Below are 25153 nucleotides of genomic sequence, written 5' to 3'. Positions count from 1 at the left end.
GCACTTTATTTATATAAAATGAATTTTACGATTTAAAGCTTGATTGGTTCAGTTTTTTTCAATAATAGTTCATAAATCTAGACTGAAATTCTCATAGTTTGTATAACTGCTAGAAATTCTTCTCAAAGCTCTCATTGTTAATTGTGAATCAAAATCTAAGTTATTAGCGTTAAACCAAGTTTCGACTATCTGATAACAATATTCTATCTTATTTTCTTCAAATGAAGCAGTGAATCTATCTACCATAATCCAGTGACATACGGATAACATCATTAAAGATGATTCGTCTTCAAAATCTTTAAGTAGGGAAATGACTTCCTTCATTTCTTTTGAATTAAAAATTTCTTTCTGGTCAGAAATAGTAGGGAGTTGAACTGCAATCATTTGATTATCATTTTTTTTACGATTTATTGGGACCAAGTAATGATTATTTAGTCGTAATAGAATTTTGGTAATTTCCTCAGAGTAAGGACCTAGCTTAAAGAGTTTGAAATTTATTTTTTCGTTATTAAAATTAAGTAAATAGCTTAATTGATGAATTTGAACGTAGGTAGCTAAAGAGCTCTCCGATTTTGAATTGTAGTAATCGACGAGCAATAATAATTTTTTTCTATCGGATGTTAAGGTAGGACGCTTTTCAATCTTTTTCTCTTTTGATTCTAATTTTTTTGATTTTTGAGGTTCATACACATAAATTTCTACATCTTCTAAAAATTCCAATTTATTAGAGATTAGAGCCTTCACTTCGTTCCAATTTAATCCCCCTAATCCTGCACCCAAAGCAGGGAGTGCTATGGACTTTATTTCGTACTGTTTAATAATTTTTATCAAGTCCTCTAATCCAGCATCTACATATTCGATTTTCGAAGGGTTTCGCCAATGTTTCTTTGTGGGGAAATTGACAATGAACTTAGTAAGGCTTTCGTTTCCTAACTCAAACACAAAACTATTTCCTATAGTTATAGATCCTTCCTTGCATCTAGTAACATATTCTTTTGTGTTATCTGGAAATCTTTTTTTGAATTCCAATGCAATCCCTTTACCCATAACACCGACAGTATTGACCGTATTTACTATGGCATCGACTTCATTTAATTTATCAAATAAATTTCCTTTTAAAAAAAATATCATAAGAACGCTCCTTTTTTACCATTATTTTGATGATATAATTGAAATGTCCAAATATAGGAGGGTCAATTATGGGGTATAAAGAAATCTTAAGGAGTCAACTAGTACGAAATCATATAGCTACTAGGAGACACTGGTGGTCTGAATATATATATCATTTTAGCCATGTCACGAATATAGCAAGCATTCTGAATGAAGGAAAAATAAAGAGTAGAGCTGAAATAATGAGAAAGCTACCAATAGGATACAATGATAATGCAAGTTCTGAAGTAATTGATGGTACATCTTTCGACGTACATGAGTATGTACGTTTTTACTTTCGTCCTTTGACGCCGACGCAGTATCGTAATGAAGGAGTTAAATCGAATTTTGAAGTAGATCAATTCAATGCACATTGTCCAGTTCCGGTATTCCTTTTATTTGATACGGATATACTTGAAGATGAAAGAACTATGTTCTCATATGAGAGTTTAGCCTCCAGACATCACGTTGAACGATATAACAATATTTATGATTTTATTAGAGCGCCGTTTAGAGACATTTATCATACGGGACCCATTTCTCGAGAAGATAATAGCAGTATTATTAAAAAACGTAGACATGCGGAGGTTTTAATAAAAGACTCGTACGACTTAAGTCTATTGAGATTGATAATTTGTAGAACTGAAGCGGAACAAGAAACTTTATTCAACTTAATAGACGAAAACGCTAAAAGATTGTACCGAGATAAAATAGTACTATTAAAAAATGATTATTGCAGAGATATGTTTTATTACGACAAGTTAATGATAAACAAAGTGACAAAAATAGATGACCAAATAATAATCTATTTCAATAAGTGTGATACGTTACTTAGAAACATTTCGATTAAATGGACAAATTTACAAGGAATTATATTAACGTACTGGACAAGTCTGGATACTAACCTCAGTGAGTTTATGCAAGAAGGTAATAAGATAGTATTCAACATTCCTGAACTCTCTTCAGAAACGTTCTTTAAACTCACTGTGACTATTGATGAAAATCTAGTCTATCAAAAAGATTATTACAAATAAATTTTATCATACAAATCCAAGTGGATATTTTTCATATGATGTTATAGACATAGTTTATTTATAAGGTATAGATAATATCGTTCTATTTTTTATATCTTGTAAATATTGATTGGTAGTAGAGATAGACTCATGACCTGAAGTATTCATTACATCATACAGAGGAAAGCCCTCTGACAAGAGTTTCGTGATATAAGATCTTCGGAACCAGTGTGGAGAGATTCCCGAAGACAGTAACGTGCTCGCCGCATTTTTAGATATTATTCTTAGAGCTTCATAGGTAATAGGAGAGTCTAAAGAATTAGGGTTGAAACATATATAGGTTGTAACTTTTTCTTCGGTATTTAACAATGATTCAAGTCTAATTAACAAGCGAAATGCCTTATCCGATAAAGGAATGCGGCGCTGTCGATTACGTTTCCCAATCACCTCTATATAGTGGTGTTCCGAGTTTTGCCTAATATCTTTGAATTTTAAAGAAAGTAGTTCCGAGGCACGCATCCCAGTCGTCAATAATAGATAGCCCATCGTCTCGTTCCGCAGCTGCAACAGCTCGCGGTTCTTTTTCTGCTTCACTGTGTGGCGGAAGGCGAGGGCAATCGCCTCCATCTCGTCGAAATCAATCTCGCGGCGGAGCGGCTCCGGCTTCATCTGGTCCTTCACCTGCACTGACAGGTCGCGCGCATGATAGTCGTTGAAGTGTAGGAAGCGCAGGAAGCGCCGCAGCATGGCGTTGCGCCGCTTGACGGTCCGCGGGGCGTACTGGTCGTGGACGTCCTTCAGATACTCGTGCAGATTGAGGATCGTCAGCTGCTTGACGCCCTGGGTCTTCGTCACGAAGAAGCGCAGGATGTAGTCGAGGTCCTGCTTATAGGCCCGCTTCGTGTGCGGGCTCTTCTGGCTGTAGATCGGGAACAGCTCCGTCGCCCAGAAAAGCTCGAAGATCTCGAGGTCGCTCAGCGCCTCCATGTTCAGGTGGTCGTCCTCGAGCACCGCGAGCAGCCTCTCCCGGCTGTCGGCGAACGCGAGCGCCGCCGCCTCCCTGATCTCGACCTCGTTCCTCACTTCTTTTTCCATCATCCCATCCTCCTCCATGTCTTCGCCGTCCGACGCTTCCTCTTTCGGCCACCTTTTTTCATGATTTCCGCATAATCGGGTGTATGTAAGTGTATTACATCAAATTATGTTTATTGTATGTACGTAATTAACGATTACGAATCGGATATATTATGTATTACAGATAACTCACGAATCCATTATAACATCCAATTACTTGTGATAACAGCTAATTATCACAAGTAAATTTTTAGAGTACATGATGGTTGACATAACGTTTTTATCCGTCGATTGACGAAAAGGGCGAGGAGCGATGGGGGAGGAGGGATGCCGATTCCTCCTCTATCATTCTTGGAACGATTCGATGTCTCAAAAACAGTAGTATTCTATTTTCAATGAGACGAATTGAAAATCAATAGTACGGTCAGGTCGGACGAAAGAAGATGATGATCATGGAGTGGGGGATGTCAGTGTCACGAAGTGACCGTAAGGAAGAACGGCGTTCTTCGGACGACCACTAGTGAAGCTGGCTGTAGACGCCCCGCTTCCTCGATAAGTCCCCTGCCGCTCATGATAGGGCTGGGCGACTACATCCTCATCGTCCATCATCGATTGATGCTATCATTCATACTTCCTGTCATGTCGCCTGCTGTTCGCTCCTTCCCCGTCCATCTCATTCTATCGTTACTGATCCCTGGGCATGATATCGAGTACGTCTGCCTCTTGGACCGACCAATGGATTCAACCGAGAGAGCCAGAATTGACGCCTAAGTGAAGGTCCTAAAAAATTAACGTTATATAAATATATAAAGTATTGACTTGGTGTTGAAACTTCGGGATATATAGCGACATATTTATGGTTAAAATATCCATATCATGATTCGAGGGAGGGGAAACGAATGAACAGGAAGGTATCAGGTGATGGTTTGATCATGAATGGGTCTAAAATCGGGAGTCATACGCTCGAGTTCTATGGAGAGTACATGAGGATGCAGGACACGGGTGGATTATTTGTCGATGCTTCATCGAAAAAGTTGGATTATAAGACGGAATTGCTTCAAGTGGCCGTGGCAGGAGTCGGTGGCGGCCCATCCGTGATGGCGAGCGGAATATCAGTGGGCGGCAATCGATTATTCTCCTTCAGCGTCAATATCGAAAAGATGTTCCATATACTAGGCGGATGTGAATACTACGAGGACTTCATTACCATTCACGATTATAAAGATTACGCGGACGTGTTAATAAAGAAGGCGAGATTGAGTAGAGGAGATGAGCCGGCATCCTCGTATACGATTGTCAAACATGGCCAGAAACATACTTTTGCAAAACTGGATTTCGTGAATGGATACGTCACCATCGATTCAGGCGTCGAGACGATAGAGAAGATTCAACTCTCGCACATCAAGCAAATCCAGAACGACGTGATGACCGGATCAGACTCCATCGGTTCAATAATGACGTCCGAGGGCGCTTATGAAATCATACAAACGGCGGCTGTCAGAAGACTGCTCGACCAGGTCAAGATTGATTTGGCGGTCCTACACAGGATTGGTGACGTGGAGGACCAGGTCGTCCTCAAAGGAATGGACGGAGATTTGATTGCCTACATCAAAGAGTCACAGCTGAAAATCTATGAGGCATCTACACTGGATTTGAGGTATGAGTTCGATGCCAGAAGTCTCAATCTATATCTAGGCTCGCGGTACCTCCTCCTGCAGCATGGGGACGACGTCATATGCTGCTCCAACGAGAGCGCACGTCTCTTGTGCGCGAAGACCGGCATCAGACCGGTGGCGTTGCATGCACTGGAGGATGCTCGTCTAGTCTCCCATGGCGGGCAATGGAGCTTCGATGAACTCCTTGTCTGGCAGGACGTGCATTCATGGTACATGTACGTGCGGCAGGACGGACGCATGATAAGAAGGCCACACCATGCGGAGCTCCGGAGAAGTAACGAGGATCCTAGACTCGTGATCTTCGGAGATGGATTGGTCTACTCAGAGACCCCTGCTGATTTTCTCGAGACCGTGGACGCTCCTCGGTCCGTCAGGACGAAGGAAGGATTCCCGGTGTTCATCGAGCGTGTCGACATCAGCACGATGCGTGTGGCAATCCCGGGTAAGGTGCTGTGGGAGGACCGGTTGAAGGTCTTCTATGACGCTGAGACGAGACAGGCGGACGGAGACGTGGTAGTGACCCTCCGTCCACTGGAGCTGAGGATCCCTCTCGCACTGTACAAGTCGCACTATACACAAAGCCTGCTCGAGTCGAAGACGACATCCTTACCGGACGTTCCGATCACGATGCTGTTGACGTCGCGGGCGCGGAACCTGAGCGACATGCTAATCTACGAGTTCTTCGGACAATGGCAGATACTGATGGATTACATGTCCTCCTCGGTGGATGGAGAGGAATTCTCGGAGGAAGAAATCAAGAACCATGGGTTGTTCATGTATCATGCCATCTATCAGCAACGGAAACGGATGGAAGAGATATCAAGTAAGTTCCCCCACTTCATGTCGACGTTAGCCGATGAGGTCGGCATCGGAAGAGGTGGCGATCGAATCCATCGGATGCAGCAGAGACAGATGTTCCAACTGTCCGCACAGCTGAAGTCGCAGTTCACAGAGATTGAGAACCTGTTATCGCAGATCACCTATGTCCATTTCCACAACGATGAATACCAAAGAAAGATAGACAAGGCATACAAGGATAGTGGCATGAAGCGAGTCGGAGGGGCGATTGTCGTCGGAGTGGGCATCGGCGTGTTGACTGGGGGATTCGGATTGGTCCTCCCTGCGATGGCAGCGATATCGGAATGGACGACCTCGAAGCAGAGGAAGGAACTCAGTGACATCCAGGCAGAGAAGGAGTACAAGAAGAACGCGTTCTTGTTCAAGAAGGCAATCGATCTCGTCAGGCATATGGATGCCTTCACCATCAATCATCATGTCGACGTCCTGAACCAGTTCACGTTCGAGACGCTCCAGCTCGAGGCGAAGGAGATCATGAAACTCGAGCTAGGCCACAGACGGAGGGGCAAACTCTTGGAACAATCCGTCCATCTATATTCTAAGAACACGTTGCCGGTCGACTTCGACCAGGGACTCGTACCACAACGGGTCGTCACGTCGATACTCGACAAGCCATCGAAGAAGGATGAGGGAATAGCATCCCTTTTCCTAGATTAAGGAGGAAACCAACATGTATAGAGACCCACTGAGACCTTTAGGTTCGTCAGTCAAGGACCCGTTCCTGGATTTGGACCATGACGGCATACCTGACGTCAATGATTTAATGCTCGACACGAACCACAATGGAATAGATGACCACTCAGACGCATTCCTAGATTTAGACCATGATGGCATACCTGACGTGAACGATTCTTTCATTGACGTGAACCACAACGGACTCGTCGACTCGTCGGACCTCTCCATCGATGTGGACCATGACGGCATATCTGACATGAACGATTCTTTCATCGACACGAACCATAACGGTCTACAGGACCTCTGAGTGACGTCCTTCTTAAGGCTTAAGGATGTTCAAGACGAGGTATGACTGAATCTAAATGACGAAAGGGGAGAGGACATGATGTCGCTCCCCTTTCGTACGTGATGAATTGATTAAATGTAGGAGTCTCTCCACCCGCAATGCTCGGAAGGGGTTGGTTAAGCCTGATGGAAGAACCGTGAACTCTTAATGGGGTTAGACGTACGATTCATCGTTCAACAAGCGACAGAGTATTGTCCCTTTAATCCACAGGTCCTGCCGATAGAGTGAAATACCATCGATGGACAATACCTTGTCCTTGGCATCACGTCCGCTTCCGCGTAGGAAGAACGTATAGTGGCGGGACTTCGGTAGGTTCGTCCGGGTGCGTGGGACGTTCGTTCGTTTCGTGTATCTCACCATCCCGTTTTTGTCGAGTTCGGTCGTCACGCTTAGGCGTCCCCCTGCAATGAGATCATGCACCTCCTGCCATGTCCGCCGCAGCTCGACCTCGAACAGGTCGTCCGACAGCATCAGGTGCTTGAAACCGACGAAGACGTCGTCGAGCCGGTCTCCTCCCGCTTGCGTCTCGAAGATGGCGAACAGGAAGTGTATCTCGCTCATCTCAGCATGGATTGCGGACTCCTCGAAACATGTCTCCTCGCCCGTTTGGACTAAATCGACCGGGAATAGTTTCGTGTCCTCTACGTTCGCTCCTTCCTCTGTCAGACGGGTCGACTTCACGACGACGTTGAGCTTCGAGAACAGGTCGACTTTACCGACGCGTCGCCCTTTCGCTCCGAACATGCGGACGACGATTGATTCCGTCAGGGACTTTGAGCCGCTACCTCCCGTCAAGCCGAGGTCGGTCATCAGCTGGCGGACGGTCCTTCCCTTACAAGCACGTGTGAGGCGTCTGAGCTCGTCGTTGAACTCAGCCATGGTCGTGATGCGTCTTGGAATCGACTCGTACCGTCGTCCCATCGACTTGTTGACGATGTTCGTGAGTACCGCTCGCTTTATCCGGAAGCGCGGCTTATGCGGCCACTTCGGGGAAGTGTCGAGGAACATCAGTCTTTTTCTGAGCGCGGAGGACAGAGAGGGATAGTACTCCTCTGGATTGTCGTGTGTGTCCTTCAATTGCCGGATATAATCGCGGATGATCTCCCAGTCGGCCTGTAGCGTCTCGACCTCCTCTTCGTCGAAGTGATGAAAATCATATCCGATCAGTGGGAAATCCCGATAGGCGGAGGCTGGCACCGTGGTCGGTGATACATACTCATAATAGACGAGGAGCAGATGCTCCACCTTCCTCCAAAAATGAGAATACCAGAAAGTCTCATCCGTAATGGTGGCTGGACTGACAGCCGTGATCGTCAGCGGTTCCTTCGCTTCATAATGTACATCCGTACGTCGCTTTGGCCGACGAAGACCCGTCGTCTTGAGTTCGACCTCCACCCCGTCGACGATGATGTCGGGGTCGCGACTTGGGTTCGAGGGGAACCCGAGCAATGACTGCTCGATGACGTCCCCTGCAATCCCCGTGATTTTTTTCGCGATCTCCGTCCGGCGAAAAACGTCTGCGGTGTCAATCTCACCAAGCGTCTTGCCTCTCGCGTTGTTCAGAAGTTCTTCGAGCGTCGTTCTCTCGAATTCGATACGTTGCATCTTCCCGACCTCTTTCTTTGTCTAAAATGATTTTTTGGCATACCTGAAGGATTCACCCGTCGGTGCTCGAGAGCGTATGGGTATCTGGATTCAGATTCCCTCATCCTAATCGTGTTTCCTTGAATCGAGCGTAAAAATCGAGTCGATTCGAGCGAGAATGATAGTGCTTAGGATGACACCCCTTTGGCGTCACTCTCGAGTCACGGATGGATGCACTGCTTAAGACCAATCGGAAAGTTCCATCCATCATCCTCTACTTCATGATGGTAGAGAACGATGATAGTCAGAAAGGAATAATCGGAAGCAGGATTTTTTTGTTAATAAGTCGTATATAAGTAAATTATATAAAATAATACTAGTTATAAGTAATCATTTTTGGAACCATATGTATTTTCATGAAAATATCTGTTTTCTAGGGAGGATGAATTCATGACGGAACATAACATGTTCATAAATCTCATCGAGCTGTCTCCCGGCGATAGACGGTGTGCTCTGGATTCAATCAGGTACATCATCGAGGAAGGCTCGGGAGGAAGACATCTGGATACCATCCAAAAGAAAAGCTTCAGGATGTCGGTGGATGAATACTTCAATCGTCTAGTCAACCTCATCGAAGAAACACCCTCTCTCTGGTCACTCGTCTACGATGCGCTCGAAGAATGGTACGGGACGTTCGTCGAAGATTATCGTGCATCCTCGACCATCGAGAAGCTTCGAGCTCGCGATGCTGAGCGACCGATACACACATGGGTGCACTGCCTGGTGACGGGCGAACTGCACGTCCTCAGGAAAATCAGGAGCGACGAGAGGATACTGATAGAGGAGAAGGAATGGGAGGAACTCCAAAAACGAACCAAAGGAACGCATCATCCGAACGACGATGCAGAGAATCTCCCTGAAGAGAACCGACTCTCGGATAACCTCTTGCGATTGCTAGAGTTGGATGAAGAGACTCGTCTGAAGGCATGGTTCCTCGGAAAAAGAATAGCAGTATTCATTGCGGATGAATTCGAGGACAAAGATCTCGAGAGATACATGGATAAATATCATCTCGATAGGATCACGCAGTACTCCACTCTCTCGGCAAGCTCGTTCAGCACGAACCATGACCTCTTCATCTACATGGGGAAGCAAGCGAAACATGAGTCCTTCCACAAGTTGAAAAGCAAGGTCCCAAGGGAAAAAATCGTACAGGTAAGCGGTCTGAACATCGATATCGTATTTGATGAAGTCATAAACCAAATGAAGGGACGGATCAACCATGAACAACATCGATGAACAGTCAGAACTCGTAGGACGAGTCGGCGGTAAGGTGATGGATATGTCAGACAGACTGGAAGGTAAGGAGAAGAAACGTTTCCTGTACCGTAAAATCAATGAGATGCCCCTTGGAGGACCGGAGTTCGTCGACGACCTCATAACGTTGAGATACATCTCGAGAAACCGGATGAGCGATCAGGAGGAGACACTGCAGCGTAAGCTGGCAGAACACGAGAGAAATCTCTTGAGGTTGATCCGGGAGAATCTTGACGAACGTATTACTTATAACAAACGACTAATGGATAGTATCCAGGATACGCTTGTTCCTTACTACCATGGACGATTTAGCATTGAGCTGTCTCGAGAGATTAGTTTCCTTCCGTTAGGTGTGAGACTACTCGCCTATAGTCAACTTCTCGAGAGAGAGGCCCATCTTGTCGCGAAGTATCACATCCTCAATCGTATTTCTATGACACTATATAAGAGTGGCGAAGAACAACTTGGCGAGTATTCGGTGTTCCTGCAATGTATGCTCGGTGAAAAAATCTCCCCACTTCTATTCGGGAAAAAGAGTTTCGAGGAGTTATATTCTTATCAAATCAAGGCGAACCAGGAAATCAGGGTATTGCGCGAGGACATTCTTGAGGCTGCGGAGCTCTCGCCCGAAATCGCGGGTCGGGAGTTCTGGTACGGTTTCAAAGGATTCAGTGATCTTAAGAACATAAATGATATCGGTGCAGCGAAAATCTGTTTGCGGTTATTCACGCTATACTTCGAGAAAAACTTTGCCATCGCTGAAAATCTCGAGACGCAACTCTTGAATTACTACAGAACCGAAAATTCTAACGTAATAGAGACTCTCCTGGAGGACGAGGGACTCGACGAAGTGACCATCATTTCGAGATATAAAGAAGGTAGAATCGGCGCGGTAGAAGGACCGGCAGAGTTGGATGAATCAAGTGTACAAAGATATGAAGAAAACGTGAGAAGAAGAGCGGGAATTCAAGCTACACTTTATCAAGAGAGAATGCAAATAAATAGTCGGAAAAAACGACTGGATGAGTCACGTCTTATGCTACCTGAAGTAATAAGTTCTTCTGGGGTTAGCTCTTCTCTTCAAGTCATGACGGACATGATGACGAAGAACTCCTATACCCTTGATCAAATTGATACTTTTATCGGGAATTTCTTGAAGGGTGCTTTGAAATCTGAAGAATGGGAACCTGCTAAATTGAATATCTTTCTGGGCACGATGAAGGAAGTACGGTCGATGTTATGGATGGGGAATGAGAAAGATGCGGTAAAAATTCTTCATGTACTTAAAGAAATCATGGAGAAGCCAGAAGTCAAGTGCTCAGGGTGGCCAGTCTGTCTCGTTATAAACGATACAATGAAGTGCGCCTCTGATTATATGCTCGTCCCTGATGTAAAGTCTGACCGGAACCTGTTCAGTGGGGCTGCATTCATATCTATGCCTAAACCACTTCGAATTGCACTGAAAGGTCAAACAAGGATGATCGAACAGAATATCGTCCTTCCTTTACGCATGATGGCGTCTGACTGGGATAAGATTGCTGAGAATATAGGAATGTCTGACAAAGAAATGAAATCACTGAACACAGTATTACGAAAACTTCAACAAAACGCATGATTTAAAAAACAATATCGTGTCCCTATTCGAATCGTTGATTTCATTCGATGAGGAGCATCGCTTGGTGTTCATGGTCAGTCATAAACGTCCATCGTATCGATGTTCTTCATTTTTTTAATACGTCATCTTTTATTTTTGACGATTTGAATGAGCCGTGGAAGTTTTCTATGAGGATGAATGAAGAACACCCAGGTGTCGGGAGGGATATCAGTGAGAAGACAATCAGTCAGGGCACCAATCATTCGGTACACCGAGTTAGAAGCGAGAGGTCTCGTCGAGGCGCTGTATGAAGGAGACGACCTGCTCCGTTTGTTGCAAGAGCGAGGATTCATCTGCGTCGAAGGGAATGTAAGATCTGCCCCGTTTCGACTCATGTTGGAGTTGGAGCAGAAAGGAATCGAGTATCAAATGAAGTCGTTCGAGCATGATGATTTTCATCCAAATCCACACAGCGAGTTCAGCTTACCCTATTTCATAGACGACCGTAGCACGAACGAGGAAGGATTTCGCGTCGCGCGCGAGATCAAGCCGCCTCGACTCATTCCGCGCAACCCGTTTGAAATCACTTTCAGCGAAGCGTCGGAGATGGCCCCGTTTCTGACGAAGGATAACCGAAATGGTGTCTTGCAGATGATTCGGACGTATGGTTTCGTCGGTACAGATGAATTGTCCTATCGTTTGATCCACCACTTGAATCTCCAGAAGGTGGAGTTCATGATGCGAAGCTACGTCGATGGAAAGAACGTCAGCTATGAGTTCCAACTACAAAGCTTTTCGGATGACCGCGAAGATGCAGATTAAAGAAAAAAGATAGAATACCGTTAAAAGCGACTGGCTGCTTGAAGGTCTGTTAACGGCTGACGTCAAACGTATTAACCGGGAGTACTATGAGAGTACATGATTTGCCGCTTGCATGTAGCGAGCTTCCGTTGGACCTCGGCAATCAAGAGCTTGCTTACGACCTGTTCCGTCGCATATCGGAAATCGATTTCGGACCGAACATGAAGACGTCAGATGCAGGAAATCCATGCGGCTTCGCCGGTGGCATTTGGTAGGCTTTCGCCAATGGATTTAGTGGCTTCCGGATGACCGTGCGAGACGTACAAGCCCTACAATGAATCAAGCTATGGTAGTAATAGTTTGAAAAAGCAATCCATACGCTATGTCTAAAGACATCAAAACATCGAACGAACGTTTAATTTTTTATTTAAACGTTCGTTCGATGTTTTTGCTTAGATGTATTAGAATTTCTTAGTGACGAGTTTTGTACCTTTCACGAAGACGATTTCACGTTTGACTATGTCGACGCGGAGAAACCTGATGATGTAAGGGAAATCTATATTCTCCGTCTCCTTGAGTGTGAGGACGGTTTTCAATGTCCGTCCCCCTGGTGAGAAGAGCTCGATTTTGCCAATAGCACCATCTTCAATGAATTCTGAATTAACTGGGTTTAAATCGTAAAGCTGAGATAATATATTACTCTTTTCCTTGTTGTATAGAGTAGTGCTAGATGCAATTACATGTTGAGTGATTTTCTTGGTCTTAAAAGAGTAGAAATCAAAAACGTAGTTATCCTTTTTTGTTTTCCTCACGATGTACATGATTCCATTGTTCGATATTCGATAATTATTAAACGTTCTTGATGGTAGTTTACAGTAATTAGGTGGATATAGTTTTCTGCTGCCTAAATCCAGTGATACTTTTTTCAAGGAATTGGGATGGAACGAATAAGCATGACGATTCTTAACGTAATACATCTGGCTGTTCGCATACCAAAAATCTTCAACATCGCTCTCGATGACCTTTCTCTGTTTTCCATCGGATGATAAACGAATCAAATCACCTTTTTTCATATCGTTTGCAGAAATGAAGTAAAGGTATTTACCATCAGTGGCAATCCGCGACATGTTGATATTTATTGTATCTTTAAAGCTGATCACTTTATTTTTACCTATCTTCATTTTTAAGATATAGGTAGGTGTACTGAACCCACACTGTGTATCTGACCTGAAATCTTTATATTCTGTAAAAAAAAGTGTGTCCTTGACTTTCTTGACATCAAGTATCAGCTCTTGATCTTCACCATTGTTTATCTTTCTATTAACTGCAGATACGATTAGTTTACCATCCTTATATACACCCGCTTTGATTCCTTTTGAAGGTTCCACTTTATAATATTCTGATGCTTGAGCAGTGGAAGCTGAGGCTACTAGAAAAACAGCCAAGACGATGCCGGTAATTGTTTTCATCATAGTTACAATCCTCTCTTTGATAAGTGAAGGAACAAAAAGCATCTAGTGAGTCCATGAATTTCGGCAAATCAACAAGTGATACCACTATGAAAATTATCGATATGATTTTTTATCCGGACTTATGACGAAAGAGATTAATCCCTTTTGACATTAGGTGGTTACAAAAGTAATAAAAAATTACGCAGTTCTTCATACGGTGTCCATGTGCGAGTCGTCGTCTTTTTGAGACAAAAACTAAAATGAAATATCAAAATTCAGATGACTTCGAGCATCATGGAAGCCTCTAGGCAAACAGTCATTTTCAATCAATCTGATGATGATTAGAATAAGTGCATATAACGAGCATGCCCTTTATCGTCATAGGTCACTTGAAGGGTATGGTTCTTCTTTATGGTATAAAGATTGATCCGTTTCACTTTATTTTGATCCAACGTCTTTGTTCCTCGAATAACCTTAGCGGTCAACCCATCCTCATACTTGTACACCTTTTTCGGCTTGCCAAAAACGCTCGTGACCTCTTTCTCGGTTACATCGGTTCGTTTCTCCAAACTCAATGGCAATATAATCTCATCGATTGTCTTCTTCTTTCGATAAGTACCGTAGAGCCAGCTATCCTTGAAGATACCGTTCACATACAATTCGCTATTATAATACAGCTTACCGTTCGTCCCTTTTACTTTGGAGTACGCGTCATAGATTTTAAAGGGCGCGTTCAAGAAGCTTCCCTTCTGGTCAAGTACCTTCTTTTGACTCTTCAGCCATTGTGTGTTGGACGGGCGCGGGTCCTTTTTAACGGTCACACTCATGGTCGCGGTGAAATCTTCGAAGGTAGCCTTGATTGTTGCTTTTCCCGGGGACTTTGCAATGAGCTTCTCTTTTGAGAAGTAGACGACCTGTGAGTTATCTGTTCTCCAAGTGACATTAGAAGTAATCGTGGAAGACGTTTTATCCTTTGACGTCGTGATTACGGACGGGGTCACCTCGTTTCTTTCGATGAATGAGAAGAGCTTAGGATTAATTTTCATACTAATTATTCGCTTACTAAGATTCTTCGTGTTATATACGCGGACAGCACCGTCGATGACTAGGATTTTGGACGTATCTTGGTTGAAAGCGATGCGCGCTTGGGGAAGATTGGTAAAAATCCTTTTAGAGGTTTCCATATCGTATAAACTTCCATCGCGAGTTCCTACAAACGTTCCGCTCTCATCCATGTCTATTACTTCGCTAGTCTTGAAAGGAACTAAAGATGATTCTTCGAGGTTCGTTTTATAGCGATATATGCGACCGCTATAGGTGTTGTAAATCAGTTCGTTCGAGCTTGTTAAATCATAAGAAATCATACGCTCAGTAGGTAAGATTTCGGTGACTGACTGTCCTTTGTGGTCCATCACGCGAATGGAGGAGTCGTTTCCGATTGTTATGTACTGACTAGAAACCTTCAGAGTACCGTCCGTGTCAATCCCACGGACAAAAGTAACCTTTTCCTTTACTACATCATAGAAGATAAGATTATCTTCTGAAGCAATAACTAGTGTGGATGTATTAGGAAGAAATTTTGCATCTAAATAGTATTCAAATTCATATTCAACATCGTTATAGCTCAAACGATACAGGTCAACTACCTTATCTCCAAAACGATCGTGGATGGATAACACCTGACCGTATAAATCCTTTTGAACCGACCAATTCTCATCTGTACTTACATCCAGTAAGTAATTCTCTGTATCATCCGTTCTCAATAATGTTCCAGTATTTAAATCGTATAGTTTGGTTCCGTCATCATCAGCATAATAAAAAGTATTACCTCGAACGATATAGTTGTAATAAACTCTATCATTGATTTGGCTTATTATCGGAAAACTGACACTTGCTGAGACGGGATGAGTGAAGTTTAGAGTGAAGAGTAGAGCAAGCCCAGCTACAACTTTTTTCATGGTCCTCATTCCTTTCGTTTTATGATATTCAGGATAAATATCCCAATCCATCCATTTTAGTCGATTAATACCATGAAGATGGTGGTTTTTAGGTTATATGGGGAACGGTTTTTCGAGAATTCGTAGTCTTTAGTTAATAAAATGACGACTTCAGCTGAACGAGAGCGAGGTCACGAGTTTGGAGTAGTCCTAAAAAACAAAGGGGCAAGTCCACCACCCTTCGTCAGAGAAAGTGGTAGGCTGGCATCTTATCAAAAACAGTTAGATTCTGAGGAATTCAATGATGAGGGATTGTCAGACTTCGTCTTCAATATGGAGTTCATTTACAAGCTCTCTATTGAAATCACCTTTTGTCCCTTCGGCGTCACGCTCATCTCGACGGCAACAAGGCTTTCGCCTTCTACAATCGTAATCTCTGAGACGGGGCTAGGCGGATTGAACTTGTCATTGTAGTCGATCATCACCTCTAGCATGCTCTTGAGTACTTCTTCAGCATGTTTGAAAGATCCTAATAGTGTCTCTCCTTCGGTATAAACATCCTCTAAATCAGGAAATCGGACTAAATAACCTCCATCCTCCAAGTCAGGAGTGATGACCGCGTAATATTTAAATTTTTGCATTGAAGAACTCGAACAAAAAAGGTGTCGTCGTTCCAGCCACAGAAGATGGCATGGAAGCGCAACCTCACGCCTATGAGTTTTGGGATTGCTCAGAAGGCACAGCATCCAAAGGAGGACATCGGGCACAAGGAACAGCACAGGATAAAAACAGGTGAATTCGTCCACCTTGAAAATCCAGATCAACAAGGACAAGTTCCTAATCCTACAGTTCCGCTATTTAATATTCATCATGATCATTTGAAAATGCAGATAAACCAAAATCTTAACAACCTCTAGGAATAGAATGAGAAAGGTCGTAAACGCCTTCGTATATTTGACCATAAAAAACACCCCATAAAAGTTGGATTTTTATTTCCGACTTTTATGGGGCAGTTCACCACTCGGTAGAGGGTTCTTGTATGGAAAACTTCTTGTGTCACGTCTTTTAAGATGTAGATCCGATCAATGAGCGGAAGGATGAAGTCGCGCAGCTTGAAAGACCTGATTTCGTCCGCGACGCTTCGCCTCGTAGAGAGCGGCATCAGCACTTTTCGTCACTTCCATGAAGCTAACGGATGTCCGTGATTCGCACGAAGAGATACCGATTGATAGCGTCACATGGATATACTCTTCATGATGGATAAGAAAGCGAGTCGTCGCACAAGATAAGCGGATGTCTTCTGCGAGTCGTTCAACGTAGGATACATTTGTTTCCGGAATGAGGAGCATGAATTCCTCTCCTCCATATCGACCGATGACAGCATTGTGTGGGGTATGTTCTCCAAGTAAATTACTAATCTGCGATAGAATAACATCTCCTTGATCGTGTCCATACTTATCGTTGACGAACTTAAAGTAATCAACGTCAATCATCATGACCGTGAACGAAGGATGAGCAATCATGAAGTAGTCTACTTGATCCTCAAGGGCACGACGATTATGAAGCCCAGTCAAGGAGTCTGTCAGTGCGAGTTCTTGATGAAGTCTGACTTGCCCGTAATGTTGTTTGACGTAATAGAGGAACGAATGAATAAGGACCGCTACTGAAGCAATATAAAAACTGAATAGAATCGCATTTTCCATGAAAGACTTCATGTCATTTTCACTAACATAGACGAGTGGCAGATGGGTGAGTAAACAGCAGGTGGTGATGAGGGGAAGTGTCTTGAACTCGTCTCTCAATAAGTGCTTCAGCAGTAAGACGATACTTAAAATGAACGTATAAGTGATTAAGATCCAGGGGAACAGGAAAAACTCATCGCTAGTCAATGTAATGGCTTGCCACATCAATAGGATGAACCAAGTGATGATGCCATAACTCGTACCACCATAGTAAAGAGCAATGATCAATAGGACGATCGAGAAATCGAATGTGAAACCACGAAACGATATGTCGTTAATGGTCACCCAGTAACAGGCAATCAAGGCTAGGATGGTCACGAATAAGTATTTCTTTATGATACTCGTAGAAGGAGACTCGATCGTAAGACGTTTGTAGCTAAAAAGAGAGATAAGTACAAACAATGTAATAAGGGCTAAATTAACCACTAAATCGTTTAGCAGATGGATCATAATGAAGTCTCTCCTCTCCCTAAAACCTCCCTGTTCCTGTCATCGATTTTCGAAAATGATTTATATTAAGTAATAAATACCCATCTATTTCATTTTTATGCCTAGTTCTAAAGTACTTCTAAGCTAAATCATGAAAACCTTCTTTAGGGCAAAAATAGTCGAGGTAAATCGATTGAAGTAGGATCTAATAAAAAGGGATGTGATTCAAGATTACATGTTTACGGGATCGATAAAAAACATAACCTACCCTACGTAATGAAATACAAATGTAGGCAAAGATAACACAACAGAAAAGAGGCGAGGATTTTGGCGAAAAGTGATAATTTACTAGCCATCTTATGGTTACTACGAGAAGGGAATAAAATCACGGCGAAGCAAATCGCTGAACAGCTTGAAATGAATGTACGGACCGTCTATCGCTACATGGAAACGCTCTCCATGAGTGGAGTGCCTCTCGTGGCTGAAACCGGTGTGAATGGCGGATACACCCTCTTGAACTATTTCGTTGACGCTCCCCTATACTTTGATCAGCAGGAACAGAGTGCGCTATACCATGCAGCGGTCTTTGCTGAAAAAGCAGGATATTATGGAAGTACAAGCTTACAGAATGCCATTTTAAAAATCAATCGGCATTCAAAAGTAGAGGTGACGGATGTATTACAGCTTCCGATTGACGCACTTGAAGTGGCGCATGAAAACGTGCCGCTAACTGCTTTGGCAGCGCGTAACCTCTCCCGCATCGAGAGTGCGATTTTAGAGCATCTCATTATCGAGATTATCTATAGACGCCCTAACGCTGAAAAAGCTGAGAAGCGCAGGGTAAATCCCTACAAGATTGTGTATTGGAAAAGTGCCTGGTATGTGACAGGACATTGTCATCTAAGAAACGCCAGACGTAACTTTCGAGTAAACCGGATTGAACAACTAACTGTGACTGATGATTTCTTCCTCCCACCCGAATCTTCCAGAGAATCAGACCTCTTCCTGACCGAGCTCTTACCTAGAAGTGAAACGAAGGAATCGAAGAAATTGGATCTCGTCATCAGAGGTAGCGAGACGGCCATCGAAGAGCTGAGCCGTCACTGGTACTTGAAGAACTGCATTAAGCAACAAGAATGGCGAGAGATCGTCTTTCTCATTGAACCCTCCGTCTTAGAGACATACATACCTGGTCTACTCATTACGTATGGAACTGCAGTACAAGTTATCTCTCCTCCGGATGCTAAACAACTGATTGTCGAGCGACTTTTAGAACTAGCAGCATTTCATTCTCAAACTTGATCTTTACTGACAGTAGTTGTCAGGGAGACCACTCTAAAATAAGCCTATAACATATTTAGGAGAGTGACAAAATGACAAGGCAAGTATATCTTTATGTATTCGATTCGGTTTCGGATTGGGAATATGGTTACTTAATGGCTGAATTGAAGACCGGTCGATATTTTAAAACGAATGAGTCCTCGCTATCCGTCATCACTGTCGGTGTAAGTCGAGCAACGATAACGACGATGGGCGGGCTTCGCGTCGAGCCTGATATTACTGTTGCGGAAATGAATGTGGGTGGACGGGACCTCTTAGTACTTCCCGGTGGAGAAAGCTGGGGACAACCAATACACGAGCCTATACTTGAAAAAGTTGGAGATGCGTTCGAACGAGGAGCATTCATCGCAGCGATTTGTGGCGCAGTCCAGGGTCTTGCGAATAGTGGCTATTTAGATCACCTTCGGCATACGAGTAATGATCAGTCCTACCTTGAAATGATCTGCTCAGCGTATAAGGGAAGTCCTTTCCATAAAAATGGTCCTGTCGTCAGGGACGGTCGATTGATCACAGCTTCCGGTATGGCTCCGCTCGAGTTTGCGAAAGAAACAATCGGCGCAATGGATGTCTTCCACTCGGATACGCTTGAAGCTTGGTACCAGTTGAATAAAACATGCGATGCTACCTATTTTTTTCAACTGATGTCATCGCTCGAAACAAATGAAGGTTCTCCATTTTAAGATTGAACTCCGTCAACGCCATTGAGCTCTCATCGATAAATTTGTTACTAACAGTATATAGGTCATTCATTAATTAAAAGGGATAAAGGATGGTAAGAGAATGAATGATTTCTGGACAGCCTTCGCATACATCAATGAACAACTCTATATGCCGTGTCGATTGACGCCACATGCTATTTGCGAAGAAGTTCAAAATGCAGCATAAGGAAGTCTTAAAAAAACATAAAATTCTTAGGACGGATACAACGAAAGGAAAGATGGCGATTCGTGTCTACCCGAGCTGGGATAATCCAACGAGTAAACAAGCTATAGCAATGCGAATATGGCAATTAAATTATTTTGTTGAATTTAATAAGTTCAGGAAACTGCCAGTAGATGACTTAAAACGACTATATTTGAAAGAAGATTGAATGATTTTTAATACTAGAACCACATAGAGTGAATAAATTTAAGTTATGAAGATATATTGATGAATTAGAATAGATTTAAATAATCTATTCTAATTCATCAACTTTAATGGCATGAAAAGGGAGGTCATTTCCTCCCTTTTTTCTATTTATACGTACATTAATGGCAAGCAAACTAACTTAAAAAATAATAAAGAATTTCGAACAGAAATAGCATGCTCGGTAGAAAAATAAATTAGAGCCAAGTTACGTTTTTAGTTGAAATCGTGTAACATATTGTCCTTACATCGAGTTTTAATCAATTTTAATTCTAAGTGTAAGACTGTTTACGTATATAACTGAAGCGACTATTAACAAAATAAACATATGCATACTTCCCTCGCTTGAAAGTCAATGAAAGTTAACAAGTCAAAATGAAGAAAACCATATTGTCCATAAAAATCAAATTATTTCAACACTATTTTTATATTACCAATAGTATTACTATTGAAATGTTGTTCAAATAATAACAGGTATTGAACTATTATCAATTTTTAGAAAACATTGGTTTTAAAAATGAGAACGGGCTATAGTTTCAACATTATAGAGCACACATTGAAAGGGAGAAAACTGTGAATAATCCGAAAGTGAAGATTCTCATCATTGATGATCATCCATTGTTCAGAGAAGGTGTTAAACGTATACTTGCATTTGAAGAAGAGTTTGTTGTCGTAGCAGAGGGACGAACTAAATCAGAAATTTCTTATCTTGTGGAAAAATATCGACCAGATATCGTTTTGATGGACATTGATTTAACCGATGAAGATAGCATGGTGGCGATAAAAAATATAAGTGAAGCGTATCCGGGTGTTCAAATGGTCATTCTATCGTTTTACGAAGATGAAAGGCGTGTAATGCGTGCATTTGAAATCGGAGCAGTTGGCTATCTTCTTAAAGAAATGGCAACGGACGAGCTCGTGAATGCCATTCGATCCGTTTACCAAGAAGGTGGATATATTCACCCGAAAGTTACTTTGAATTTAATACAAAAATATCGAAGTTTAATGAAACAAAAGCAAGCGTTAGAAACTCAAGTGAAAGAAGCAGAAAGATTAAAAAATTCTAAACAAACGTTAACATCTAGGGAATACGAAGTTTTGCAACTAATAGCCTCAGGCTGTTCAAATAAAACGCTCGGAAATGAATTATGCATTAGTGAGAAAACAGTGAAAAACCATGTCTCAGCCATTCTGCGTAAGATGAGCGTTTCTGATCGGACCGCAGCAGTTGTAGAATCTATACGCCTCGGATGGATTAGTGTCTAATATAGTCTACTTCAGCTAAACAAGAGCGGTGCTACGAGTTTGAAGTACCTAAAATACAAGACGCCAGTCTACCATCTTCTAAGAACGAGAATGGCAGACTGGCGTCTTATCAGACCTGATGAGATTCTAGGAAATTCAATGGTAGAAAGACCGTCATGATTCATCTTCAGTATAGATTTCATCTACTCATCCTTTTCTGATATCTTCTTTTCCCTTCAGCATTACAATCACCTTAACAGCAATAAGACTCTTGCTTTCTTCGACCATGATTTATGAAACAAGGTTAGACGGATTAAACTTGTCATTGTAGTCGAACATCACCTCCAGCATGCTCTCGAGTACTTCTTCGGCATGATTGATTGTTTCTAGAAGTGTCTCTCCATTAGTGTAAACATTCTCCAAATCATGAATGATGTCCGCATATTATTTGAACATTGCTTATATTTTACTCGTCGATGAAAAGTAACAGTCGCCCCTTATTTTAAAAACATGTAGACAAACTTAAGTTGAAAATAATTATTTTATTTGCAAATTGCAAAATATAGAATCACTAGTATACAAAAAATCAATTATATGGCTAAAATTTAAACTACTTTCCTTCAAATTCTTCTTAATATATACGATAAAAGGACTGACGAAATGATTGCTGCCATCCCAAAATCTGACCGGATCGTCCGCGTGACGAATACCGGAACGATTCTCAAACGTGCCGATTTAAAACTTTAAAGTGGGACGGTCATCAAAAATGTTCCTTTCGTTTACAATAAAAGGATTGCTGCGGGCGAGTTACCAACTCAAAAACCGGGTACGTTTTATATTGTATCCGCTTTAATCCTTGAGGTATTTCCGCATCGCGAGGTCTTGATTTGTGTCAACACGTCGAACGAGAAGCTCGGTGTCTTACGACTGGAAGGGACGATCATCGGTAGCCAATCATTACGTCCTTCCCCGCGTGGACTATACGCGCTGTTGGCGGTGTAGCATGGGACTTTACCTGTTTTCCTCACAACTCGTCGTCACCAATCCGTTTCGTCCGCCTGATTGGCAGCATTAAGGAATTATCAATCAAGTGAAGACGGGGGAATGGTCATTCTTTACGAAACGAGAGCCCGGACCGTTCAGGAACATCGTCGTGAGTCTCGTCCTCATGCATACTGAGGCGGCCGTCACCATGAAACGATTCGACGGCAATCTCCTTGCCTTGAACGAGATTTATGGAGTCGGCTTCAATCCAGAAGGGTTCGACGTGACGATAGACCGCCGTCTTGTCGGGCTCTTCGACTTCGTTTCCTATGTCGTCGAACAGGAACAACGCCTGACGAACGACTATCTCATTAAGGTCCTCCGTACCTGTGAGGAAGCCGTCGTATTCAAGGGTGCCAATGGCACCGATACGAAGCCCCACTTCCCAGCAGGACGCTTGGTCAACACCATGCACGACCCTAGCGCCTCCAGCGTCTCGACACTTCGGGATGAGGATGGAAAAGCCGTCGCGGTCTTCATGCCGAAGTGTCGCGAACTCGAATAAAAAGATTTTAAAGGAGATTCACAAATGGCTAAAAAGATTTTAATTCCTCTGTTCATACTCGCCATCCTCTTGATTGGTGGCGGGGCGTATCTAATCTACACTGCAAATCAAAGCAATTCTAAAAAAGAAACAAAATCTGGCTATATCCGTGATCCTGAACTCGGAGAACAGACAGATTTCGAAAAAGAAAACTTTGATAAGCAAACGCCTGAAGTCCAAGAAAAAATGACCTTCATTAAGGCAGCTTATAAAAGTTACATTCCGAATGATGAATCTTTCAATAGCCGTATCGACGTCCTTAAACAATGTACCGTCAATTATCTCGATTTAAGCAAAGAATCGCGTAGCATGATGATGGAGAGCCTTGGTGAAGATAACATCATGGTTCCTGATTGCGACGTTGACGGTATGCTGCAAGGCGTCGAGTTAAATTCTAGCCAAAAAGAATATGTCGACATGCTTCGTGATCACTTCGCATCATATTCTGAGCAACAAACCGTATACGAAGAGCAAGCAAAAGAATGGGGTGCTGCTGACATGGCAGCTCGTCCTGACATTCAAGATGAACTGGATAATGTCGAATATCGTCTGTCATACATCGAAGACGGTATGGCCGAATTATTCAATAAATTCTTCCCTATGCTTTAACTGAACTTTTGACATTTTGACAACTTCATAGTCCGCCGCTCCCCTCGACAAAAAAGGAGACTATCATCATGAGCAAACCACTGAAATGGATTTTAGGTATCATCAGTGTTGGTCTGGTCACCAATCTCGCTGTCGTCACTGTTTTGTTGTTGAACAACTCGTCGCAAAAGGCCAAACAAGAAGTCGCACCAACTAAGGTCGAGGCAGGAGCGGAGAAGGACGTGAAGAAAGAAGAAATCCCTCAAGAAGACCCTCCAATCTCCGAAGATTCCTATACGGACGAAGAAGTCGTCCCGACCGATGAAACGGCCACCGATGAAGACACCGAGACGACTGACGAGAGCACTACCGACGAAGGACTCGCCGTCATTCCGGATCCTGAAGACTACTCAGACATCGACCGCGTACGCCAAGAAGCGGCCGATTACTTGAACGAAGGCGCTCTTGAAGAGGCGGGCGCTGCCGGTACCGATTACTATCTGCTTGTTGAAGTCCTCAAGCAAGCGGTCGATTCGTATCTGTATTTTAACGAGGAGAACGTCGACGTCCGCATCCAGTCAGAAAGTACAATTGAAATCAACATCCCAGACATCTATATCTACGCAATCATGGAATATGCGGACGCAAACGACGACCGCATGTACTACCTCAACGAACTCGACGAATCCCTTGAGAACTATGCTGCCAACCAACAATTCTATCTCAAGAACATCGATGCCTATTTTACCGCTAAACAAAATAACGGTGACCTCGAAGAAGCGAAGTTGAACGTCAAGGACGGGGAATATGCCGTCGACGCCGCAAAACAGTTCGTTGTCGAGGCGATGGGCACCTTGCTTACACTTTAATCAATTTGGCAATCGTTCTCATAACTCAAAGGAGAAAAGAACATGAACTCAAAACAAAAGTGGTTTCTCGCAATCGCTTCGCTAGTTCTCGTCTTTTTCGTGACGTTTCTAATCGTTTATAAACAACCTATCATCCAAGCAAAACCACCACTCCAATTGAAACTACAAATAACTCCAATTGATAAGGTTGATGCGGATAGGGCAATAGAATATCAAACAAAAGGCTTTAAGGAAGAAATGATCGGCGAAGTTGATCCAAATGTCCGTATCGATTTATTCAGAGAATATTTAATCGCTGTCGTGAAAGCGAACGAATTTAATGCGCAGGAAATCTATGAAGGGCGCCAACCTATTGATAACGTCGGCATAAATATCACAAATCTTATGGGCGCTTTAATGATTGCAAATATCGAACACGACACAACTGCCGTATTCGAACGCCATGACGATTATGAAGGCATAAGCTATAAGTACTTTAATCTCTTTGAGGCGTTACACGACGACTTCACGATAGAACAACAACGAGAAGCCGAAAAAACTCAATTAAAATTCGAGGCTAAAGGTCAGGAATTAATCGATGTCGTTGAGCAATTGTATCCTTAATTACAAGTTCTTCATCAGCAAACGGACTTCCCTCGTACAATTAAGAAAAGGATCGAGAGCAAGTATGTGCGATGCAGAAGCAAAGTCAGAACGAATGGTATCTCGATAAATATTTTCCAGATCTTATCTCATTCGACAAGTAAACTAT

The 25153-nt window shown here is 42.9% G+C and carries 22 protein-coding genes; 15 read left to right on the top strand and 7 right to left on the bottom strand.

Annotated features, from left to right (window positions below; all coding sequences use genetic code 11):
- Positions 1–69: 69 nt before the first annotated feature.
- Entirely contained in the window at positions 70–1131 is a 1062-nt protein-coding gene (gene darG / locus ACN9MT_RS16435; protein ID WP_426273664.1) for a type II toxin-antitoxin system antitoxin DNA ADP-ribosyl glycohydrolase DarG, read from the bottom strand.
- A gap of 68 nt (positions 1132–1199) precedes the next feature.
- Between darG and ACN9MT_RS16430 the strand changes: the two genes are divergently transcribed.
- Complete coding sequence (locus tag ACN9MT_RS16430; RefSeq protein WP_426273662.1) at positions 1200–2183, top strand: DarT ssDNA thymidine ADP-ribosyltransferase family protein; 984 nt, start codon at positions 1200–1202, stop codon at positions 2181–2183.
- Between the two features lie 54 nt (positions 2184–2237).
- Here the strand turns inward: ACN9MT_RS16430 and ACN9MT_RS16425 are convergent, their stop codons facing one another.
- Entirely contained in the window at positions 2238–3260 is a 1023-nt protein-coding gene (locus ACN9MT_RS16425; protein ID WP_426273660.1) for a tyrosine-type recombinase/integrase, read from the bottom strand.
- 875 nt (positions 3261–4135) lie between these two features.
- Here ACN9MT_RS16425 and ACN9MT_RS16420 point away from each other — a divergent pair.
- A complete protein-coding gene (locus tag ACN9MT_RS16420) occupies positions 4136–6427 on the top strand; it encodes a hypothetical protein (RefSeq protein WP_426273658.1) in 2292 nt (763 codons plus the stop codon).
- 13 nt (positions 6428–6440) lie between these two features.
- Positions 6441–6752 carry a hypothetical protein gene (locus tag ACN9MT_RS16415; RefSeq protein WP_426273657.1) on the top strand — a complete coding sequence of 104 codons (312 nt, stop codon included), beginning with the start codon at positions 6441–6443 and terminating at the stop codon, positions 6750–6752.
- A gap of 192 nt (positions 6753–6944) precedes the next feature.
- On the opposite strand, the gene ACN9MT_RS16410 is transcribed toward ACN9MT_RS16415, so the two are convergent.
- The gene (locus ACN9MT_RS16410) at positions 6945–8396 is read right to left on the bottom strand and encodes a MutH/Sau3AI family endonuclease (protein WP_426273655.1); all 1452 of its coding nucleotides are present in this window, start codon (positions 8394–8396) and stop codon (positions 6945–6947) included.
- Positions 8397–8825: 429 nt separating this feature from the next.
- On the opposite strand from ACN9MT_RS16410, the gene ACN9MT_RS16405 reads away from it, so the two are divergent.
- From ACN9MT_RS16405 to ACN9MT_RS16390, 4 genes are all read left to right on the top strand, one after another.
- A complete protein-coding gene (locus ACN9MT_RS16405) occupies positions 8826–9674 on the top strand; it encodes a hypothetical protein (RefSeq protein WP_426273653.1) in 849 nt (282 codons plus the stop codon).
- Complete coding sequence (locus ACN9MT_RS16400; protein WP_426273651.1) at positions 9658–11307, top strand: hypothetical protein; 1650 nt, start codon at positions 9658–9660, stop codon at positions 11305–11307. Before ACN9MT_RS16405 ends, ACN9MT_RS16400 begins: the two co-directional genes overlap by 17 nt.
- A gap of 210 nt (positions 11308–11517) precedes the next feature.
- On the top strand, positions 11518–12108 hold the full coding sequence (locus tag ACN9MT_RS16395; RefSeq protein ID WP_426273649.1) for a hypothetical protein: 591 nt from the start codon (positions 11518–11520) through the stop codon (positions 12106–12108).
- An 86-nt stretch (positions 12109–12194) separates the two neighbouring features.
- Positions 12195–12362 (top strand): hypothetical protein, encoded by a 168-nt coding sequence (locus ACN9MT_RS16390; protein WP_426273647.1) that lies wholly within the window; start codon positions 12195–12197, stop codon positions 12360–12362.
- Positions 12363–12548: 186 nt separating this feature from the next.
- On the opposite strand, the gene ACN9MT_RS16385 is transcribed toward ACN9MT_RS16390, so the two are convergent.
- The 4 genes from ACN9MT_RS16385 to ACN9MT_RS16370 form a co-directional block, all read right to left on the bottom strand.
- Positions 12549–13559, bottom strand: a complete 1011-nt coding sequence (locus ACN9MT_RS16385) for a hypothetical protein (RefSeq protein ID WP_426273645.1) — start codon at positions 13557–13559, stop codon at positions 12549–12551.
- Positions 13560–13879: 320 nt separating this feature from the next.
- On the bottom strand, positions 13880–15496 hold the full coding sequence (locus ACN9MT_RS16380) for a hypothetical protein (RefSeq protein WP_426273643.1): 1617 nt from the start codon (positions 15494–15496) through the stop codon (positions 13880–13882).
- Positions 15497–15819: 323 nt separating this feature from the next.
- On the bottom strand, positions 15820–16302 hold the full coding sequence (locus tag ACN9MT_RS16375; RefSeq protein WP_426273641.1) for a type II toxin-antitoxin system HicB family antitoxin: 483 nt from the start codon (positions 16300–16302) through the stop codon (positions 15820–15822).
- A gap of 255 nt (positions 16303–16557) precedes the next feature.
- Positions 16558–17535 (bottom strand): GGDEF domain-containing protein, encoded by a 978-nt coding sequence (locus tag ACN9MT_RS16370; protein WP_426273639.1) that lies wholly within the window; start codon positions 17533–17535, stop codon positions 16558–16560.
- Positions 17536–17973: 438 nt separating this feature from the next.
- On the opposite strand from ACN9MT_RS16370, the gene ACN9MT_RS16365 reads away from it, so the two are divergent.
- The 8 genes from ACN9MT_RS16365 to ACN9MT_RS16330 all read left to right on the top strand — a co-directional run bounded on the left by ACN9MT_RS16365 (position 17974) and on the right by ACN9MT_RS16330 (position 25005).
- The gene (locus tag ACN9MT_RS16365; RefSeq protein WP_426273637.1) at positions 17974–18948 is read left to right on the top strand and encodes a helix-turn-helix transcriptional regulator; all 975 of its coding nucleotides are present in this window, start codon (positions 17974–17976) and stop codon (positions 18946–18948) included.
- A 71-nt stretch (positions 18949–19019) separates the two neighbouring features.
- Positions 19020–19667: a DJ-1/PfpI family protein gene (locus tag ACN9MT_RS16360; protein WP_426273635.1), complete on the top strand. Its 648-nt coding sequence runs from the start codon at positions 19020–19022 to the stop codon at positions 19665–19667.
- 170 nt (positions 19668–19837) lie between these two features.
- A complete protein-coding gene (locus ACN9MT_RS16355) occupies positions 19838–20077 on the top strand; it encodes a MepB family protein (protein WP_426273633.1) in 240 nt (79 codons plus the stop codon).
- A 608-nt stretch (positions 20078–20685) separates the two neighbouring features.
- Positions 20686–21378, top strand: a complete 693-nt coding sequence (locus ACN9MT_RS16350; protein ID WP_426273631.1) for a response regulator — start codon at positions 20686–20688, stop codon at positions 21376–21378.
- A 1171-nt stretch (positions 21379–22549) separates the two neighbouring features.
- The gene (locus ACN9MT_RS16345; protein WP_426273629.1) at positions 22550–22906 is read left to right on the top strand and encodes a hypothetical protein; all 357 of its coding nucleotides are present in this window, start codon (positions 22550–22552) and stop codon (positions 22904–22906) included.
- A 24-nt stretch (positions 22907–22930) separates the two neighbouring features.
- A complete protein-coding gene (locus ACN9MT_RS16340) occupies positions 22931–23554 on the top strand; it encodes a hypothetical protein (RefSeq protein ID WP_426273627.1) in 624 nt (207 codons plus the stop codon).
- A gap of 68 nt (positions 23555–23622) precedes the next feature.
- Positions 23623–24402, top strand: a complete 780-nt coding sequence (locus tag ACN9MT_RS16335) for a hypothetical protein (RefSeq protein WP_426273625.1) — start codon at positions 23623–23625, stop codon at positions 24400–24402.
- Positions 24403–24444: 42 nt separating this feature from the next.
- A complete protein-coding gene (locus tag ACN9MT_RS16330; RefSeq protein WP_426273623.1) occupies positions 24445–25005 on the top strand; it encodes a hypothetical protein in 561 nt (186 codons plus the stop codon).
- The last annotated feature ends 148 nt before the right edge of the window (positions 25006–25153 follow it).

It is taken from the genome of Exiguobacterium sp. R-17, from assembly GCF_049913315.1.
GTDB lineage: Bacteria > Bacillota > Bacilli > Exiguobacteriales > Exiguobacteriaceae > Exiguobacterium_A.
The sequence above is the reverse complement of the archived record's forward strand: the minus strand, read 5'-3'. Positions and strand labels throughout refer to the sequence as shown.

Excerpts from the sequence above, each read along its gene's own strand:
- ACN9MT_RS16340 (WP_426273627.1), top strand. The coding sequence starts at position 22,931 with ATGGCTAAAAAGATTTTAATTCCTCTGTTCATACTCGCCATCCTCTTG.
- ACN9MT_RS16330 (WP_426273623.1), top strand. The coding sequence starts at position 24,445 with ATGAACTCAAAACAAAAGTGGTTTCTCGCAATCGCTTCGCTAGTTCTC.
- ACN9MT_RS16390 (WP_426273647.1), top strand. The coding sequence starts at position 12,195 with ATGAGAGTACATGATTTGCCGCTTGCATGTAGCGAGCTTCCGTTGGAC.
- ACN9MT_RS16425 (WP_426273660.1), bottom strand. The coding sequence starts at position 3,260 with ATGATGGAAAAAGAAGTGAGGAACGAGGTCGAGATCAGGGAGGCGGCG.
- darG (WP_426273664.1), bottom strand. The coding sequence starts at position 1,131 with ATGATATTTTTTTTAAAAGGAAATTTATTTGATAAATTAAATGAAGTC.
- ACN9MT_RS16405 (WP_426273653.1), top strand. The coding sequence starts at position 8,826 with ATGACGGAACATAACATGTTCATAAATCTCATCGAGCTGTCTCCCGGC.
- ACN9MT_RS16355 (WP_426273633.1), top strand. The coding sequence starts at position 19,838 with ATGCTATTTGCGAAGAAGTTCAAAATGCAGCATAAGGAAGTCTTAAAA.
- ACN9MT_RS16400 (WP_426273651.1), top strand. The coding sequence starts at position 9,658 with ATGAACAACATCGATGAACAGTCAGAACTCGTAGGACGAGTCGGCGGT.
- ACN9MT_RS16385 (WP_426273645.1), bottom strand. The coding sequence starts at position 13,559 with ATGATGAAAACAATTACCGGCATCGTCTTGGCTGTTTTTCTAGTAGCC.
- ACN9MT_RS16430 (WP_426273662.1), top strand. The coding sequence starts at position 1,200 with ATGGGGTATAAAGAAATCTTAAGGAGTCAACTAGTACGAAATCATATA.
- ACN9MT_RS16415 (WP_426273657.1), top strand. The coding sequence starts at position 6,441 with ATGTATAGAGACCCACTGAGACCTTTAGGTTCGTCAGTCAAGGACCCG.
- ACN9MT_RS16360 (WP_426273635.1), top strand. The coding sequence starts at position 19,020 with ATGACAAGGCAAGTATATCTTTATGTATTCGATTCGGTTTCGGATTGG.
- ACN9MT_RS16420 (WP_426273658.1), top strand. The coding sequence starts at position 4,136 with ATGAACAGGAAGGTATCAGGTGATGGTTTGATCATGAATGGGTCTAAA.
- ACN9MT_RS16345 (WP_426273629.1), top strand. The coding sequence starts at position 22,550 with ATGAAACGATTCGACGGCAATCTCCTTGCCTTGAACGAGATTTATGGA.
- ACN9MT_RS16410 (WP_426273655.1), bottom strand. The coding sequence starts at position 8,396 with ATGCAACGTATCGAATTCGAGAGAACGACGCTCGAAGAACTTCTGAAC.
- ACN9MT_RS16380 (WP_426273643.1), bottom strand. The coding sequence starts at position 15,496 with ATGAAAAAAGTTGTAGCTGGGCTTGCTCTACTCTTCACTCTAAACTTC.
- ACN9MT_RS16335 (WP_426273625.1), top strand. The coding sequence starts at position 23,623 with ATGAGCAAACCACTGAAATGGATTTTAGGTATCATCAGTGTTGGTCTG.